Source organism: Clostridium gasigenes (assembly GCF_017348895.1).
Classification (GTDB): Bacteria; Bacillota; Clostridia; order Clostridiales; family Clostridiaceae; genus Clostridium; species Clostridium gasigenes.
Genome location: NZ_CP071376.1, coordinates 2,088,895 through 2,105,948, shown reverse-complemented (window position 1 = coordinate 2,105,948; position 17,054 = coordinate 2,088,895). Strand labels below are relative to the sequence as shown.

Sequence of the window (17,054 nt, the reverse complement as noted above, 5' to 3'; positions counted from 1 at the left end):
CTAAAACTTTTCTATACTAAGGGAGTTTTTAAGAAATAACTAATCATATTCTTTCAGACCCTTAATTACTAATATTATATCAATAATTAACAACTATTTAAATGTAATAATTTATTGAATAAAATGATGATTCATGTTAATATAATTAATATATTATTTGCTATATTTTTAATAAAATTATATAAATTATATCAATTTGTTATCAATTCAAAATAAAAAGTATTAATTTAGTTCTTTGCAGAATTAACTTAATTTTAATTCTACAAAAAGATGATATCAATTATTATTATTTACAAATTTAGAAAAGAGGTATTTTATGAAAAAATCAACAAAAGACGCAATTGTAATAGGTTTTGCCTTATTCGCTATGTTCTTTGGAGCTGGAAACTTAATTTTCCCAGCATTTCTTGGTAAAACTTTAGGAGCAGAATTCTTTATAGGAATAATAGGTTTTGTAATAACAGGAGTAGGTCTGCCACTTCTTGCAATACTTGCTTGTAGTAAAGGTGATGGTACTTTTGAAACATTAGCCGGCAAAATAAATACTAAGTTTGCAATTATTTGTACAGCTGCACTATTTATTGCAATTGGACCAATGCTGGGTATTCCAAGAACAGCTGCAACAACTTTTGAACTTACAATTCACCCGTTTTTCCCAAGTATTTCACCATTTGTAGCAATGGCAATTTACTTTGCAATAAATATGTTCTTTGTACTTGGAAGTGACTCAATAATAGATGTAATAGGAAAATATTTAACTCCAGCTCTTTTGATTATATTATCAGTAATTATTTTCAAAGGATTTTTCTTCCCAATAGGAGAAATAGTAACTACTAATTCTTCATCCGTATTATCAAAATCCTTACTTGAAGGATATCAAACTATGGATGCACTAGCTGCTCTATTATTTGCAGGAATAGTGACTACATCACTTAAAACAAAAGGCTATAAAACTAAAGAAATGTCCTCAATGATATTAAAATCAAGCTCAGTTGCTGTTTTAGGGCTAGCTTTCGTCTATGGAGGGTTAATGTACATAGGTGCTCAAACAGTTACCTTAGCGCCAGCAGATATCTCAAAAACAGGCTTATTATTATTAATATCTAAATCAATACTTGGTAGCTTGGGCCCTGTAGTAATTGGTATTGCAATGGGACTCGCTTGTTTAACAACTTCAATTGGATTATTAACAGCTGGTGCTACTTTCTTTGAAAAAATATCAAAAGGTAAATTATCTTATAATTTCAATGCAATATTTCTAGCCTTAATAAGTTTAGGAATAGCTCTATTAGGTGTTGATAAAATAATTGTATTATCTGTACCAATATTAAATGTATTGTATCCAGTTTCAATAACATTAATAGTAACAACATTATTAAGCAAATACTTGAAAAATATTAAAGCTGTTAGACTAGGTGTTTATACTTCATTAATATTTGGAATACTACTTGCTATTCCGGGTTTAAACTTAACATTAATTCCATTAGCTAACATAGGATTTGGTTGGGTAATTCCTACAGTTATTGCTATAATAATTGGATATATAATTCCAAACCATATAAAATAAATAAAAAAGTTCATTCTTTAGTCACTTTCAAAAAAGGAGCTGTTATACAACTAACTAAATAAGTTAGTTATATAACAGCTCCTCTTTCATAGAAAATATAAAAAGACGGATTTAAAAAATCCGTCTTTTTTAGTTTTTAGATATACTATCATATAATTTTATAAGTTTCGCTTCTTCTGTATCCCAACAAAACTTATTTTCAAAAACTCTTCTGTTTTCTTTCCCTTTAGCATTTATTATTTCTTTATTAGTTCTATAATACTCTATAGTTCTAATAATTTCATCAAGATCTAAAGGGTTAACATATGTACCTATATCACCAAATAACCTTGCCCAAAATGGAAAATCTGATAATATTACAGGTAATTCACAAGCCATATATTCAAATACCTTTGTTGGAATAGCCTCTTTATAATTAGGGGTCGGATGTAATATACTCATTCCTAAATCTGCTGCTTTAACATACTTATAGAGCTCCGAAATAGGTAATTTACCGAAGTATCTAGTATATTTATATCCTGCTAACTGAGTGCATTCTTTAAATAATTCTTCCGTTTCCCAGCCCCCTATAACCCATAATTCAACTTTACCCTTAAAGCTTTCAGTTGAGTTAATCATTTCTTTAATACCTCTTATTTTGGTAATGGAACCTATGTATATTATTATAAATTTCCCTTTTGCTTCATTTATAATAATAGGGACTGTTTCATCTATAATATCTTTCATAGCAAAATTTTTAACAACCACAATATTATTATGGTAATCAAGAAACTTCTCCTTGAATTCATCTTGAGTTGTTACAATTGAATCGAATCCTTTAGAATTATTTTTTTCATATTTATTAAAAGCTTTAGATATTAATTTCCTTATTTTCATACTACCTAAATACTTTTTAGAGAGTATTTGTTTAGGCATATCTTCATGCACATCATATATTACTTTTTTACCTATCTTTTTAAGCTTTTTACCTAAAGGAATCAACTCAGGATCATGAAAATGATATATATCAGCATCTACATCTACAGCTTTGTTATAAGCTTCTCTGGTTTTATAAAACATTCTGTAGATCCTATTATTATTTTTACTTAACGGTATAATTTTAACTCCATTAATAATTTTTTCTTTATCAGCCGTTACTATTAACGATACCTCATACCCTGCTCTACTTATGCTACTGCATTGTTTAAATAATATTCTACCATCATTTTCAGGATGTGCTGTGGAAATATGACAAACCTTTTTTTTCATCCAATCACCTATCCTGTTAATTATTTATATAAATTATTTCATATCTGAACTTGAAAAATTCTCTAACGGAAATTGTACAGGCATTCCTGTTTTTCTTGATTTATATGCAGCTAGTATTATTGATAAAGGTACTATTGCATCTTCCCCACTTACATAAGGTTTTCTATCTTCATTAATAGCTTCAATTACATCTTTAAATAAAGGAGTATGACCTTCTCCATATACATTATCTATTTCTACCTGTAAACTTGATTTTACAGAATCCTCATCTTCACCTTCAAATCTCCAAGTTTTCAATTCATTAACTGCTAAACCACCAATTACAGCAGTTCCTTCAGTTCCAAATATACTTAATGTTTCTTCTAAATTTTTAGGAAACACAACTGCACTACCTTCAACAATACCTATTGCTCCATTTTTAAATCTAATTAATATAGCTCCAAAATCTTCACCCTCAATTGGATTTCTAAAAGTATCACATTCAGCATAAACTCTTTCAACTTCTCCACCCATCATCCATTGAAGCAAATCAATATTATGTATACATTGATTCATTAAAGTTCCGCCATCTAAATCCCAAGTTCCTCTCCAAGGCGCTTGAGTATAATAACCCTCATCTCTTCTCCATAAAATCCTTGCTGTTCCATTCATCATTCTGCCAAACTTATTTCCTTCAACAGCTTCTCTTAACTTTTGTATAGGAGCATTAAATCTATTTTGATGAGATACAGATAGTTTAACATTATTCTTTTTAGCTACCTCTATCATTTCATTAGCATCATCAATTGACATAGCCATTGGTTTTTCAACTATACAATGTTTCCCCTTATTCATGCAATAAATAGCTACTTCTGCATGATATCCACTTTCTGTCGCTATAGTTACAACATCAATATCTTCATTTTCTAACATTTCCTTATAATCTTCATAAATTTTAACTTCTAAATTTTCATCTTGCATTTTATTTATATATTCATCTTTTTTAGCTATTGCTCTATCTAATTTAACATCACAAGTAGCTACTAATTGAGAACTATCTCTATTTTTCACAAGTGCTTCAACATTTTTATAAGATATTCTTCCGCATCCGATTAGTGCAAATTTTAGTTTTTTCATCTTAATACCACCTTATATACATTTTATAATAGTTTTTAAAATTAATGATATATCAAATATTATATTGCTTTTTTCAATGTATTCTAAATTTAAGCTTAACTTATCTTGCATTATAACATTTATATAATATTCTTCTGGGTTATCAACTTTTCCTAAAATAGCATTTTCATCTTTATATCTTAAAGATGCCATATCTGTTATTCCAGGTCTTATAGATAATACTTCTTTTTGCTTTTCAGTATATAATGCTACATATTTAGGAACTTCTGGCCTTGGTCCAACCAAGCTCATATCTCCATTCAAAACATTAAACAACTGAGGTAATTCATCTATTTTAAATTTTCTTAAAATAGATCCAACCTTTGTTATTCTAGAATCATCACCTACTGTTATTTGTTTTCCTAACTTTTCAGCATCATTTATCATAGTTCTAAACTTATATATATTAAATTCTTTCTCATCTCTACCAACTCTTTTTTGTAAAAACAATATATTTCCTGATGAACCTATACTAATAATAATGCTTACTATTATAAATATTGGAGATAATATTATTATTCCAATTAAAGACATAATAATATCAAAAATTCTTTTTATAAACTGATTAGTTTTTTTCATTATATATACCTCTATTTAGTATTTTATTTTTATAGACTTTTAAACTTATTAAAATCAAATAAAACAATATGACTTACTTTGTAATAGCAACCTCATTTACTTCTTTAGGCTCTTTATATGTAGGTACTATTTGCTTCATTTTACTTTTAACAATTTCTTCATCATTTTCTAATAATATCTTTCTTAAATCTTCTAACTTAGCCTTCAAAATTTCCATATCGTCAAAAGTTGGCTTACCTATGTGAATTTTATTATGAGTTGTTTCTAGTAAACCTTCTTCGCTCATTAATAGCTCCTCATAAAGCTTTTCACCAGGTCTAAGTCCTGTTACTTTAATCTTAATATCCCTATTAGGTTCAAATCCTGATAATTTTATTAAATCTATAGCTAAATCATATATTTTAACAGGTTCGCCCATATCTAAGACAAATATTTCTCCACCTTTAGCAAACCCACCCGCTTGCAACACAAGTTGAGCAGCTTCTGGTATAAGCATAAAGTATCTAGTTATACTTTTATGTGTAACTGTGACCGGTCCGCCATTCTTTATTTGCTTTTTAAATAATGGAATAACAGAACCGTTGCTTCCAAGTACATTTCCAAACCTAACAGCTACAAATTCTGTTTTACTTACTGAATTAAAGGCTTGGGCAATCATTTCACATAATCTTTTAGTAGCTCCCATAATATTAGTTGGATTAACTGCTTTATCTGTAGATATTATTACAAACTTTTCTACTTTATATTTATCTGCAACTTCTGCTAAGTTAAATGTTCCAAAAACATTATTTTTTATAGCTTCTTTAGGTGAATCTTCCATTAAGGGCACATGTTTATGTGCTGCTGCATGGAATACAACTTGAATTTTATATTTTTCAAATATTTCTTCTAGTCTATCTTTATCTCTTACTGATCCTATTAAAACTTTCATATTTAAATCTGGATAGTTAACTTTTAATTCATTTTGTATATCATAGATAGTATTTTCATATATATCAAATAAAATAAGTACTCTAGGTCCAAATGTTACTATTTGCCTACAAAGTTCAGATCCTATTGAACCTCCAGCACCAGTAACTAAAACAACTTTATTATTTAAGTATTCTGAAATACCTCTGCTATCTAATACAACTTGATCTCTACCTAATAAATCTTCTAGTTCTACGTCTTTAATTTTACTAACAGTAGCTTCCCCTGAAATTATTTCATAAATTCCTGGAATTATTTTAACTTTACAATTAGTCCTTTTACAAATTTCAAGAATTTCTTTTTTATTTTCATTATCTATTGATGGTATAGCTAATATAATTGTATTTATCTCTTTTTCTTGAGCTAATCTTACTATATCTTTGCGGCCACCTTCAACTTTTACTCCACTAATACGTTTTCCTTTTTTGTACTCTCTGTCATCTATTAGCAATATAGGGTTTAGTTTTAAATTTCTTCTAGATAACATTTCATTAATTATCATTGTTCCAGCCGATCCTGCTCCTATTATCATAACCCTTTCCTGATCACCTGAATATTTATATGGAAGATACAACATCATTCTTCTGTAAACTCTATATAATATTCTATACCCAAGTACAAAAATACAAGTTAACATAGTACCAATTACAGACACATTTAGAGGTATTGTAGACCCTAATGTTCTTGTATAAATTATAACAAGACCACCTGCTAGGATTCCGCCACCTACTCCTAAAAGAAACTCATCTGTTCCTGTTAAATGCCAAAGAGAACTATACATTTTAAATGCTGCAAAACATATAATATATATAATAGTTACAATAACTATATCTTCTTGATAAATAGTTGCTATTTCTGTAAACCTATCAAAAAACGTAATATTAATAGCTAATAAATATGCCATATTAACTAAAAAAATATCTATTACAATAAGTATCAAAGTTTTAATTTTATTCATTTTTGCTCCTTCTCTTCTACTGCCTTAGAAGATATAATATATACAATAGTATATTTAATTACTTTAATTATACTACTAAACCCATATTATTGTCTATAAATACAACAATGTGTTATTTCCTCATTTCCTTATTTTCTTATTTTCTTATTTCCTTATTTTTTTTATGCTATTAATAATTATACTCCTGTACATTATTAATACTATTGCTAATGATCCTATAGTTAAATATAAAATTATACTATTAAATTTATAAGCACTAGAATATGCCGCTAATATATATACCGCTATTATACATACCCAGAATTTTTTCAATTTATATTTAACTTTATAATATTTATTTGAATAATATGTTCTAGCTATAAAGAATAATATATACGCTAAACCCGTTGAAATAGCAGCTCCTTTAGCACCATATTTAGGTACTAGTATTAAATTTCCTATAACATTACTTATTGCTGATATTATTGCAACATAAATATGAGATTTTGTATTTTTACTAAAATTAATACCCATAACAGTTGTCTCTGATATAGTGTACATTATTGGCATTAAAACTAAAAATGGGAATATAAACTCTGCCCCTGCATATTCGGAACCTATAAACATAATTATAATATCCTTTAAAGCTATTATAATTATTGAAATTAATAACATAATTACAGTTACTATTTCATTTATTTCAATAAAAAAGTCTGTATTCTCTGGTTCCTTAGCATATTTTTCATAAGCTACCGGTGTCCAAAATGTTGTAAATGTACCTTGAACTATATTTAATAATGCTATTATGCTCATAGCTCCTCCATATAATCCAATTTCCTCATATCCCGAAAACATTCTCAATGATATTTTATCTATTGATTGGAATATCCATATAATTGACATTGAAAAAACAAATGGTGTTCCATATTTAAATAATTCTTTAGTTTTTGTATTAAGTTCTTCTCCTTTTTTAGAGTCAAACCATTCTCTCCTATCATATACCAATGCAACTCCACACATAACTACATTTGATATAATAGTTGCTAATACAATTGTCATATAACTATTCTTAAATATAGTAAATATCAGCACTATAAATATTAAGTATGATACCTTATTTAATATTGTAAATAGTGAATATATTTTCCCCTTTTGTTTCATTCTTATGTTTAATAATGCAAAATTTGATATTATACTAAATGTACTATGTACTAACATAAGTAGAACTATTGTAAATGATACTTCTTGAATTATCATATTAGAAATAGGTTTATATAATATAATTAATATTAATCCTAAAATTAAGTTTAAAATTAAAGGTAATTTAATACTTTTTCTTAATAGTTTCCCTCTATTATATTCTTTCTCATCATTATAATATCTAATATATGCTTGGTCTCTCCCTAATGTCATTATAACTATTATTAAACTTGTAGCTGTAATAAACATAGATGCTTTACCATATTCTGCTGGCAATATAATTCTTGTTATTAATGGAGATGAAATAAGCCCTATAATTAAAACTATTCCATTTCCCAGAGCAAATTCCATAAACTTTTTTAATAATTCTTTCACACTCTATCACTATCTCCCAACACACATTCAAATATTTTTATATAATCTTAATCATCTTTTATTTTCCGTCTTTTATTTTAGATGAGTTATTACGTAATTTTATTATTCAAAACTTCTGTGTATATATTATCTATTTTCTTTACTACTACATCTTCGCTAAATCTTTCCTTAATATAATTAGAAATTTTCTCCTTATTAAAATCACTATAATTTTCTATCATGCTTCTCATTGATTTACATAAAGCTTCTACATTATCTACTTCAATTAAATATCCCATATATTTTTCAAAGAAATCTTCTGGGCCACCACATTTAGTTGCAATTATTGGCAAACCACAAGCTAAAGCCTCTATATACACAACTCCAAAAGTCTCAAAGCTACTTGGAAGCACAAAAGCCGAAGACTTATTTAAATATTCATTAATAATATCTCTTTTTATAGCTCCTATGAATTTCACCTGATTTTCTACTTCTAACTTATTACATAACATTTTCAAGTTATTTCTTTCAGGGCCATCTCCAATAATTATTAACTCTACATCTTCACCTTTAAACTCGCTACTAAAAGCTTCAATTGTTAAGTTTACTCTTTTATCTAATTTCAAATTTGATACTGAAACAAACTTGAAATTTCTAGGCATATCACTTTTAACATAATTAAAAACACTTGTATTTACTATGTTTGGAATAACAACTATATCTACTTTCGTATATACCTCCATAGATTTCTTAAGCTTACTTCCTACACTTATCAATGCGCTTGCACTATTATAAGCTTCTCTTAATATTTTTTTATGATAATTATCCATTTTATGATTCATTACTATTGATAAATGTTCAGTAATTATATATGGAATGTTGTATTCCTCTTTTATATACTTTCCAACTAATCCACCATACAATCCACAATGTACATGTATAATATCCGGCAAACCATATTTCTTTATATATATTTTAAATAATTTAATACTTTGCTTAACCCAAAGGTTCACCCCAAAACTATTCCTCATTAAAAGAATATTCCACCCATGTAATCTTATAGTATTTATTTCATCTTCACAATTATCAGTTATTTGGAAATGATTTTTAACAATTGTACTTTTATTTATTCCTGTTACTCTTCTAGTCTCACTATATATTAGCCCTATTTTTTTTCCGCTTTTTTTAACTGCAATAGTTTGTTCTTTAAAAAAACTACTCCTTAAAGGAGCATCCTCTGTGGGATATGCAGATGGAATCACTAAAATATGCATATATTTCTCCTCTTACCTAAATTCAAGGCTTTATATATAAATACCTTTTTAAAATCTAAGGTTTCTTTCTAAATATCTTCTTATTTTGAACTATTTTTAATTATATCACTATATACTAAAATAACAAAAATAAAGCTACAATTTTATTAAATTGTAGCTCATAATCTATTATTACTTTATAACATACTTATAATATTTCTTTTATAAGCGCTGATATTTTATCTGATGCAAAGCCATCTCCAAATATGCTTGGTTGCTTATGAGTTGGGTTGAAGTTTTTTATTGCATTTAGTATTTTATCTTTATCTGTACCAACAACAACATTCCAACCAACTTCAACAGTCTCTACCCATTCTGTTTCATCTCTCATAGTTACACATGGTTTACCCATAAAGTAAGCTTCCTTTTGAACCCCACCACTATCTGTAACTATTTTCTTTGAATTAGCTTCAAGCATTAACATTTCTAAATATCCAATAGGCTCAATTATTTTTATATTGTCATTAAACTTTAATCCATAATCAAGAGTAAACTTCTTAGTTCTTGGATGTAATGGTAATATTATTTTTTCACCACATTCATTCAATGCTTGTATTATATTTGCAAGTCTCTTTATATCATTAGTATTTTCCGCTCTGTGAATAGTTGTTAGTATATATTCTCCCTTTTCACATCCAAGCTCAACTAATAAATTCTCCTTACTTTCAGCTTTTTCTTTAAACATTAAAACAGCATCATACATTACATCTCCAATATTATGCACTCCAGCTTTTATACCTTCATTAGAAAGATTTTTCAAAGCATCTTCTGTTGGTACTAACAATAACTTTGAAAGGTTATCAGTTAATATTCTATTTTGTTCTTCTGGCATAGCCTTGTTAAAACTTCTTAAACCAGCTTCTACATGTATAACCGGTATTAATAGTTTACTTGCAGCTAAAGCACCTGCCAGTGTAGAGTTAGTATCTCCATATACTAAAACACAATCTGGTTTTTCTTTAATATATATTTCTTCAAGTTTACTAAGCATTTCTCCAGTCATTTTTCCATGTCCACCAGAACCTATATGCAAATTATAATCAGGCATTGGTATTGATAATTCCTCAAAAAATATTTTCGACATATTATCATCATAATGTTGTCCTGTATGAATTAATACTTCATCATAATTTTTTCTTAATGATTTTGATACAGGTGCAGCTTTGATAAATTGAGGCCTAGCCCCAACAACAGTTATTATTTTCATAGTTTACCTCCTAGATTTGCTATTTGTTCTACTCTCTTAACCCAAGTATTATTTACTCTTGTTATTTGAACATTTTTTGAATATTCATTTATGTCACTACATTCCATATTTATTAGTGAGTTATATAAACTATCTACATTATCTTCACAGACAACACCAATATTATTTTCACTAATAAACTTAGCTACTTCTTTGCACTTAGTTGATATTATTGGTAATCCATATGATATATATTCAAATAATTTAACTGGCATAGCAAAATCCATATAAAAATCTACTTTTCTTGGTATTATTGCTACATTAGCTTTTTTATAAACCTCAAGTAATTCCTCTCCTGAAACATGATATAAATGTATCCATTCTTTATTTTCATATCCTTTTAGATACTTTTTATCATCTTCTCTACAAACTACATGAAGATTCATTTTTCTTTCATTATTAACCTTATCTAAAGCTTCAAGCAATAGTTTTCCTCCATATTGCTCAGATAAACCACCAACATATATTATTTCAACAGAATCAAGTTCATTCTTATTAATATTTATTATTTCACATCCAGGTGGTAATGGTTCTTTATCTTTAAACTTAAATAAATCACCCATCATATTAGTTGGAAAATACATTTTTGCACAAGTGTTTTTGATAACAAACAAATCAAATCTATGCATTGTATTTATAACTATTTTTTTTAAACCTTTAACATCATACCAATTTGCAAATTTCCAATAAGCATCTCTATAAAAAAGTCCTGTATTTATTTTTTTTATCTTACTTATATAAAATAACATTAAATGATCACATAAATTAAACATAGGTCCTGCTGGTGGTTCTACATAACAAAATTCATATTCTTTTTTTCTTATTTCTTTAAAATATTGCCATGCACTTTTCCATCTTTCCATTTTTCTATTTTGAAGTCCAGTTAAAAGCGATATATTATATCCCTGTTCAATAAAAGCATCGTACATCTTTTTAGGTCTTACTGATGACCCACTTTTTTGATCTTTAAAATCAACAAAAGTTATATAAAGAATATTTTTATTATTCATTTTTATTCAACCTCATCTTCTTATTTGTTAGTGTAATTACATATATCAAAGGTAACCACATTGTAATTATGGAAACACTATTGATTATATAGGGTTCCATAAAATTAAATATTATAAATATAATAAAGTACACTCTTATTACATTAGCTTCTTTTCGATCTAATTTAAATGTATATCTAAATGTTATAACTAATATAAGTACTCCTAAAATTAATCCTATTAAACCACTTTGCAGAAATAACTCTAAAAATCCATTATGTGTATGTGCCGCTACCCTATCGTATATAGGTACAACTTTGTTATTTAATAGATAACTTGTAGATTCAAATCCATTTCCCAAAATAGGATTATCAGTTAATTTGTCCAAAGCATACTCCCATATATATCTTCTTCCACTAAATGTTAATGTTTTATGAAAAACAGATTCTAATATATTATTTATAATTGGCGATGTAAAATTTATTATAGGCAATGCCACTCCTATACTAATACAGATCTTAACTAATGATTTAGAAGCTCTTTTACTTTTTACTATTAACAATAATGGTAAAAATAAGGCAATAGTAACTATTCCTGTAGAACTTCTAGAAAACACTATCAATGTAATGCTTAATGCTAACATTAATATAGCAATATTCCTCTGTTTATAATCTTTTTTATTATAACTTAAAAAATAAATATATATAAATATACAAAAATTTAAATATATAATCATCGTACTTCTACTTAAATGTATACCTCTTACCACATGTTCTGTTGCACTCTCACCCATATATCCTACCTTTGATAATATAGTAAGTGTAAGTATATCCATAATAATTACCAAATTGCAATATTTTTTTAATATATCAACAATTTCATCCTTATCTAACATACAAAAAATTATAATAAAATAACTACAAGGCCCTATAAAGTTAATATATAATTTTATAGCCTCAAATTTATTCGGTGCCCACAATAGAGTAATTCCAATAAATATTATAAATACTATAGCAAGTACGTATCTTTTCATCTTAATTCTTTTTGTTAATAAATAATAAAAAACTATTAAGACAAAAATAATATTACTTAAAAGCCTTATTATACTAATTAAGCTTGGGGGTATTAAAAATGATTTAAAAAGAGCATCACTAATCGAAGTATTTATAAATAATATAAATATATTAAAATATTTATTATTAAATGTTATTTCATTTAACATTACTTTCACCTATTACCTCTTTATAAATTTTCTTTAGCTCTTCCATAATAACTCCCTCAGAAAAATTTTCTATGCAATACTTTTTAATTTTCTTAGAATCATATTTATCATAATTATTAATTACAAGTTCCATTGCATCCATAAGTTGCTGTTTATTATCTACATCAATTAGAACTCCACATTTTTCATTAACAAAGCTATCTGGTCCACCTGTTCGAGTTGCTATTACAGGTTTTCCATAATGCATTGCCTCAACATATACTATTCCAAAAGTTTCAAACCTACTAGGTAATACAAAACAATCACAATTTCTCATATTAAAGGCAACCTCATCTCTATTTAAACTACCTAATAAAAATATATTTTCATTTAATCCATAATCATTTATTAACTTATTAAGGCTATTAAACTCTTCTCCGTCTCCACCTATAAATAATTCAACATTTTCAAATTTTTCTTTATTAGAATTAAACGCCTCTATTAGTGCATCCATAGCCTTTTTCTTAGTTAGAAAACCTAAGCTGAAAAATCTAAACTTACTTTTATTTTTATCCTCTTTGATTTCATAACTTGGCATAACTACTGGATTATATATAATTTGTATTTTATCCTTTAATATATATTTTGATAATTCTTCTTTTAATCCATTTCCTACAACCATTACTTCACTAGCATTTTGAAATAGCTTATTTAGATATTTCCCTTCAACACTCCCAACCATTCCTCTTGAATATTTAGTTGAATGTTCAGTTACTACATAAGGTATATCTATTTTAGTCTTAACAAATGCTATTCCAGCATCTAATGCTGAATGGATATGTATTAAATCAGGATTACCTTCTTTAGCTATAATTTTTTTAATTAGTTTTTTCATAATTATTGAATAATATTTCAAATAAAGTTCTGTTAATTTAGGAAAACAATTATAAGTAGTATATCTATAAACTTTTACTTTATTTTCCTCTGAAAACTCTAACTTATTAATCCTAGTCTCTTTATCAAACTCTCTAAAACTTTTTACAGATATACTTAATACTACAACTTCTACATCACTTTTTACTAAAGCTTCCGCTTGTTCTTTGAAAAATATTCCATTTAAAGGTGTTTTCTTATCAGGGTACCAAGAAGGTAATACTAATACTTTCATAACTTCTCCTTATTATCTATAGACATTTTTTAAATTTAACCATCTTCTATTAGATATAAATAAATAGTCAACATTATTATCTTCAACTATTTATTTTACAACCTCTTAAAGGTATTTTAATAATGCCTAAATTTAATTTTTAACTATTTTCAGTAACATCTATACTATTCATATATCTTCTTACGAATATATAATGAATTATCGATGATATAATAAATACTATTAGCGTTGCATAGGCTGCCCCAATACTTCCGTATTTAATTATTAAAATTATATCTAATACAACATTACATACTCCTGAAAAAATAGCATTTATTAAGTTAGCTTTAACATTTCCTACACTTGCCAATATATTTCCATAAGGTATCCTAAAGGTTGCTGATATAAAATAACCAACCATTAAAACTCTAAAACATGGTATTGAGTCCATATATTGAGGAAATAATATTGAAAATATAGGTTTAGCAAGAACTATTCCACCCACAGTTATAATTAAATTTACTACTCCTAAGCCCTTTACTAATAAAGAAAGCTTTTCCTTCATCCAAACTTTATTATTTCTATTTTGGGCAAAGTATGGATAAGCAAATATAATTATTGATAAAGGTATAAATGTTAAATTAAATGGTATCATTGTTGCACTTTTATAGTTTGCAATTGTTATTGGATCCTTAGTAAAAGTTCCTATTAACTGAGTATCAAGTAAATATAATATTTGTGACATAGCATTACTAAGTACAGTAATAATTGAATACTTTAAGAATTTTATTTTTACATCCTTACCTTCTATTTTAGTGTTTTTATATAAGAATATATCTTTCCTTATAAAGTATGCACCAAGCATTACAGTTGCCAAATATGCTAAATACATTCCTAATATTAATCCATTTGCTCCCATTATTGTCGAAAATCCAACTGTAAAAATAAAATATACAACAGTATTAAATACAGTTAGCCTACTAAAATCCTTATTTCTAAGAGTTGATCTTAAATATGCTTGTATAGACCCATATGTTATACTAAGCAATGGAATAAATGACATTATAAATAAGAATGTTCTACTCCCTTCAGTAGCCAATGGTCCCCATAGTGCCCAGGCCATAATACCTAAACTAGTTACTATATTAATTAAAAAACCTATCTTTATTCCATAACTGAAAAACCCAAATTTGTTTTTTTCTTCTTTTTCAACACTACAATATTGTAATATACCAGCAGTTACGCCTAACCCTTCTAATAACATAGCCATATTCATGGTATTTTGAGCATATGAAAATAACCCATACTCATATTTCGAAATAATTCTAGTTAAGAAAATAATAGTTGTAAATTGTACAATCTTATTTATAATATTTGCGCTAAATATCTGTAATAAACCCTTTTTAATAAGAGAACTAATCATTTCTTTATTTATATTTTTATTCATAAATATCATTTATCCTCTTTATAAAATTAAGTAATGTCATTACTTGAGTTTTCTCTATTACTCTATTACTATTTATTAGCTTTTCGCAATCACTTTTAAGCTCACTATATCCATCTAATAAATATAAGTTCTCTTTTAAGTAATTTGTAATAAAGTTTCTAAGATTATCGTTATTACTATACCATTTTTCAAATGGATTCATATTATTGCTTTGAGATCCATATTTTTGAATTTGACCATCTAATACTCTGAAAGCTTTTCCAAAAACAGTTCCCATAAATTTAGCGTTAAATTCTGTGGGATTAAGATTCCACTTTTGCCACTTATAATTAGTAGCTTCTGGATAATATTTTTGTATCATCTTTAAAAATGCTGCCTCTTTATATTTATATTTTGGCTCCATCCTACTACAGTATTGTATTAAATCTTGGTTTATAAACGGCTCAGATGTTTCTGAAATATCTAAAGCACTTACAGATCCATTATACATACCATTAATTCCTCTATTATAAATCGCAAATTTTTCTTCATTTGAATACTTTTCTTTTATCATAGGTGATATAAAATCAACCTTATCTTTTAATATTTTTGAATACATCCAATTTCCGATTGCAGGAGGGGTATGCTTAGGCGCATCTATATAATCTCCATGCATTACATCCGCTATATTTCCATTATGAATAAATCCAAATTCATCAAAGTTAACTAACTTATTTGTTGAAACTAAATGAATAGCTCCACTATAAATATTTTGTCCAAAGTTACCTTGTACTGCTTCATCTATATTCGTTAAAAAGTTACCATTATTTAAGCTTCTAAATATACTATTAAACTTAAAATCTGCTGCAATCTCTCTAGCTATTTTTTCATCTCTAGAATAATTTTCCGAAAAAGTTATCGTTGTTATATCATCATATCCTAGCTTTTTAGCTCCAACTGCAATCATCCTTGAATCTAATCCACCGCTTAAATATGAAATATGCCTATAACCATTTTCTCTATCTTTTCCAAATGATTTATCAATTGAATCATTAAACAATTCATACATATTATCTATTATCTTATCTTCTGAATCAGTTAAGTAATTTTCATTATCTAAGAAGTAATATTGATTAAAGTTTATTTCATTGGCTTTTAATGTAAGTATTGTTCCAGGTTCTATCCTCTTAACATCTTTTATAAGAGTTGTATCAGAAATCATATATCCAAAGGTTAACATATAATAAGCACCTATCTCATCTATGTTAGCTCTAATTCCAAGTTCTCGTAATGATTTTACTAAATCAAACAAATCACTACTTACAACTAAACTACCTTTACTTTTATCAAAGAAATAATAAAGAGGCTTATTTCCTAAATGATTTGTAAACACACTCCACACATTTTTCTTTTTATCATATATAATCCCATAAAAATTTCCTCTTAAGCTATCAACAAGGTTAATACCCAAAGACTTATACATATTTTTTATTAAGCTAAAATTATCTGTAGCTACATATTTATTTTTTAGTTCTTTATCATTTAATATAACACCATCTATAACAATTAAAAGTTCATCATCTTCTTTAAATATCTTTTCATTAGTAAACTTTTTATTAAATTCTTTATATATTAAAAAATTATCCGATTCAATATAATCAGCTGAACGTAACTTATCTTTATTAAAACTTTTCTCTGTAACTATTAAAGTTGTACCCCTCAC

13 protein-coding genes are annotated in these 17,054 nt (G+C 26.8%); 1 reads left to right on the top strand and 12 read right to left on the bottom strand.

Annotated features, from left to right (window positions below; translation table 11 throughout):
* Nucleotides 1-316: 316 nt before the first annotated feature.
* Nucleotides 317-1,567 carry a branched-chain amino acid transport system II carrier protein gene (brnQ, locus tag J1C67_RS09900; protein WP_167866670.1) on the top strand — a complete coding sequence of 417 codons (1,251 nt, stop codon included), beginning with the start codon at nt 317-319 and terminating at the stop codon, nt 1,565-1,567.
* Nucleotides 1,568-1,696: 129 nt separating this feature from the next.
* Here the strand turns inward: brnQ and J1C67_RS09895 are convergent, their stop codons facing one another.
* From J1C67_RS09895 to J1C67_RS09840, 12 genes are all read right to left on the bottom strand, one after another.
* Entirely contained in the window at nt 1,697-2,815 is a 1,119-nt protein-coding gene (locus tag J1C67_RS09895; protein WP_167866669.1) for a glycosyltransferase, read from the bottom strand.
* Nucleotides 2,816-2,848: 33 nt separating this feature from the next.
* On the bottom strand, nt 2,849-3,931 hold the full coding sequence (locus J1C67_RS09890) for a Gfo/Idh/MocA family protein (RefSeq protein WP_167866668.1): 1,083 nt from the start codon (nt 3,929-3,931) through the stop codon (nt 2,849-2,851).
* 12 nt (nt 3,932-3,943) lie between these two features.
* The gene (locus tag J1C67_RS09885; protein WP_089970204.1) at nt 3,944-4,549 is read right to left on the bottom strand and encodes a sugar transferase; all 606 of its coding nucleotides are present in this window, start codon (nt 4,547-4,549) and stop codon (nt 3,944-3,946) included.
* A 73-nt stretch (nt 4,550-4,622) separates the two neighbouring features.
* Entirely contained in the window at nt 4,623-6,476 is a 1,854-nt protein-coding gene (locus J1C67_RS09880) for a polysaccharide biosynthesis protein (protein ID WP_089970202.1), read from the bottom strand.
* A 144-nt stretch (nt 6,477-6,620) separates the two neighbouring features.
* A complete protein-coding gene (locus J1C67_RS09875; RefSeq protein WP_167866667.1) occupies nt 6,621-8,030 on the bottom strand; it encodes an oligosaccharide flippase family protein in 1,410 nt (469 codons plus the stop codon).
* An 89-nt stretch (nt 8,031-8,119) separates the two neighbouring features.
* A complete protein-coding gene (locus J1C67_RS09870) occupies nt 8,120-9,283 on the bottom strand; it encodes a glycosyltransferase (protein ID WP_167866666.1) in 1,164 nt (387 codons plus the stop codon).
* Nucleotides 9,284-9,470: 187 nt separating this feature from the next.
* Complete coding sequence (gene wecB / locus J1C67_RS09865; protein WP_167866665.1) at nt 9,471-10,529, bottom strand: non-hydrolyzing UDP-N-acetylglucosamine 2-epimerase; 1,059 nt, start codon at nt 10,527-10,529, stop codon at nt 9,471-9,473.
* Nucleotides 10,526-11,578 (bottom strand): glycosyltransferase, encoded by a 1,053-nt coding sequence (locus J1C67_RS09860; protein ID WP_167866664.1) that lies wholly within the window; start codon nt 11,576-11,578, stop codon nt 10,526-10,528. Before J1C67_RS09860 ends, wecB begins: the two co-directional genes overlap by 4 nt.
* Nucleotides 11,571-12,779: an O-antigen ligase family protein gene (locus J1C67_RS09855; RefSeq protein ID WP_244980279.1), complete on the bottom strand. Its 1,209-nt coding sequence runs from the start codon at nt 12,777-12,779 to the stop codon at nt 11,571-11,573. The genes J1C67_RS09860 and J1C67_RS09855 overlap by 8 nt, the downstream gene beginning before the upstream one ends.
* Complete coding sequence (locus J1C67_RS09850; protein ID WP_167866662.1) at nt 12,769-13,926, bottom strand: glycosyltransferase; 1,158 nt, start codon at nt 13,924-13,926, stop codon at nt 12,769-12,771. The genes J1C67_RS09855 and J1C67_RS09850 overlap by 11 nt, the downstream gene beginning before the upstream one ends.
* 139 nt (nt 13,927-14,065) lie before the next feature.
* Entirely contained in the window at nt 14,066-15,352 is a 1,287-nt protein-coding gene (locus J1C67_RS09845; protein ID WP_207253495.1) for an oligosaccharide flippase family protein, read from the bottom strand.
* Complete coding sequence (locus J1C67_RS09840) at nt 15,345-17,054, bottom strand: asparagine synthase-related protein (protein WP_167866660.1); 1,710 nt, start codon at nt 17,052-17,054, stop codon at nt 15,345-15,347. The genes J1C67_RS09845 and J1C67_RS09840 overlap by 8 nt, the downstream gene beginning before the upstream one ends.

Bases quoted from the DNA above. Each gene is read 5' to 3' on its own strand.
- brnQ (WP_167866670.1), top strand. From the start codon at position 317: ATGAAAAAATCAACAAAAGACGCAATTGTAATAGGTTTTGCCTTATTC.
- J1C67_RS09895 (WP_167866669.1), bottom strand. From the start codon at position 2,815: ATGAAAAAAAAGGTTTGTCATATTTCCACAGCACATCCTGAAAATGAT.
- J1C67_RS09890 (WP_167866668.1), bottom strand. From the start codon at position 3,931: ATGAAAAAACTAAAATTTGCACTAATCGGATGCGGAAGAATATCTTAT.
- J1C67_RS09885 (WP_089970204.1), bottom strand. From the start codon at position 4,549: ATGAAAAAAACTAATCAGTTTATAAAAAGAATTTTTGATATTATTATG.
- J1C67_RS09880 (WP_089970202.1), bottom strand. From the start codon at position 6,476: ATGAATAAAATTAAAACTTTGATACTTATTGTAATAGATATTTTTTTA.
- J1C67_RS09870 (WP_167866666.1), bottom strand. From the start codon at position 9,283: ATGCATATTTTAGTGATTCCATCTGCATATCCCACAGAGGATGCTCCT.
- wecB (WP_167866665.1), bottom strand. From the start codon at position 10,529: ATGAAAATAATAACTGTTGTTGGGGCTAGGCCTCAATTTATCAAAGCT.
- J1C67_RS09860 (WP_167866664.1), bottom strand. From the start codon at position 11,578: ATGAATAATAAAAATATTCTTTATATAACTTTTGTTGATTTTAAAGAT.
- J1C67_RS09855 (WP_244980279.1), bottom strand. From the start codon at position 12,779: ATGTTAAATGAAATAACATTTAATAATAAATATTTTAATATATTTATA.
- J1C67_RS09850 (WP_167866662.1), bottom strand. From the start codon at position 13,926: ATGAAAGTATTAGTATTACCTTCTTGGTACCCTGATAAGAAAACACCT.
- J1C67_RS09845 (WP_207253495.1), bottom strand. From the start codon at position 15,352: ATGAATAAAAATATAAATAAAGAAATGATTAGTTCTCTTATTAAAAAG.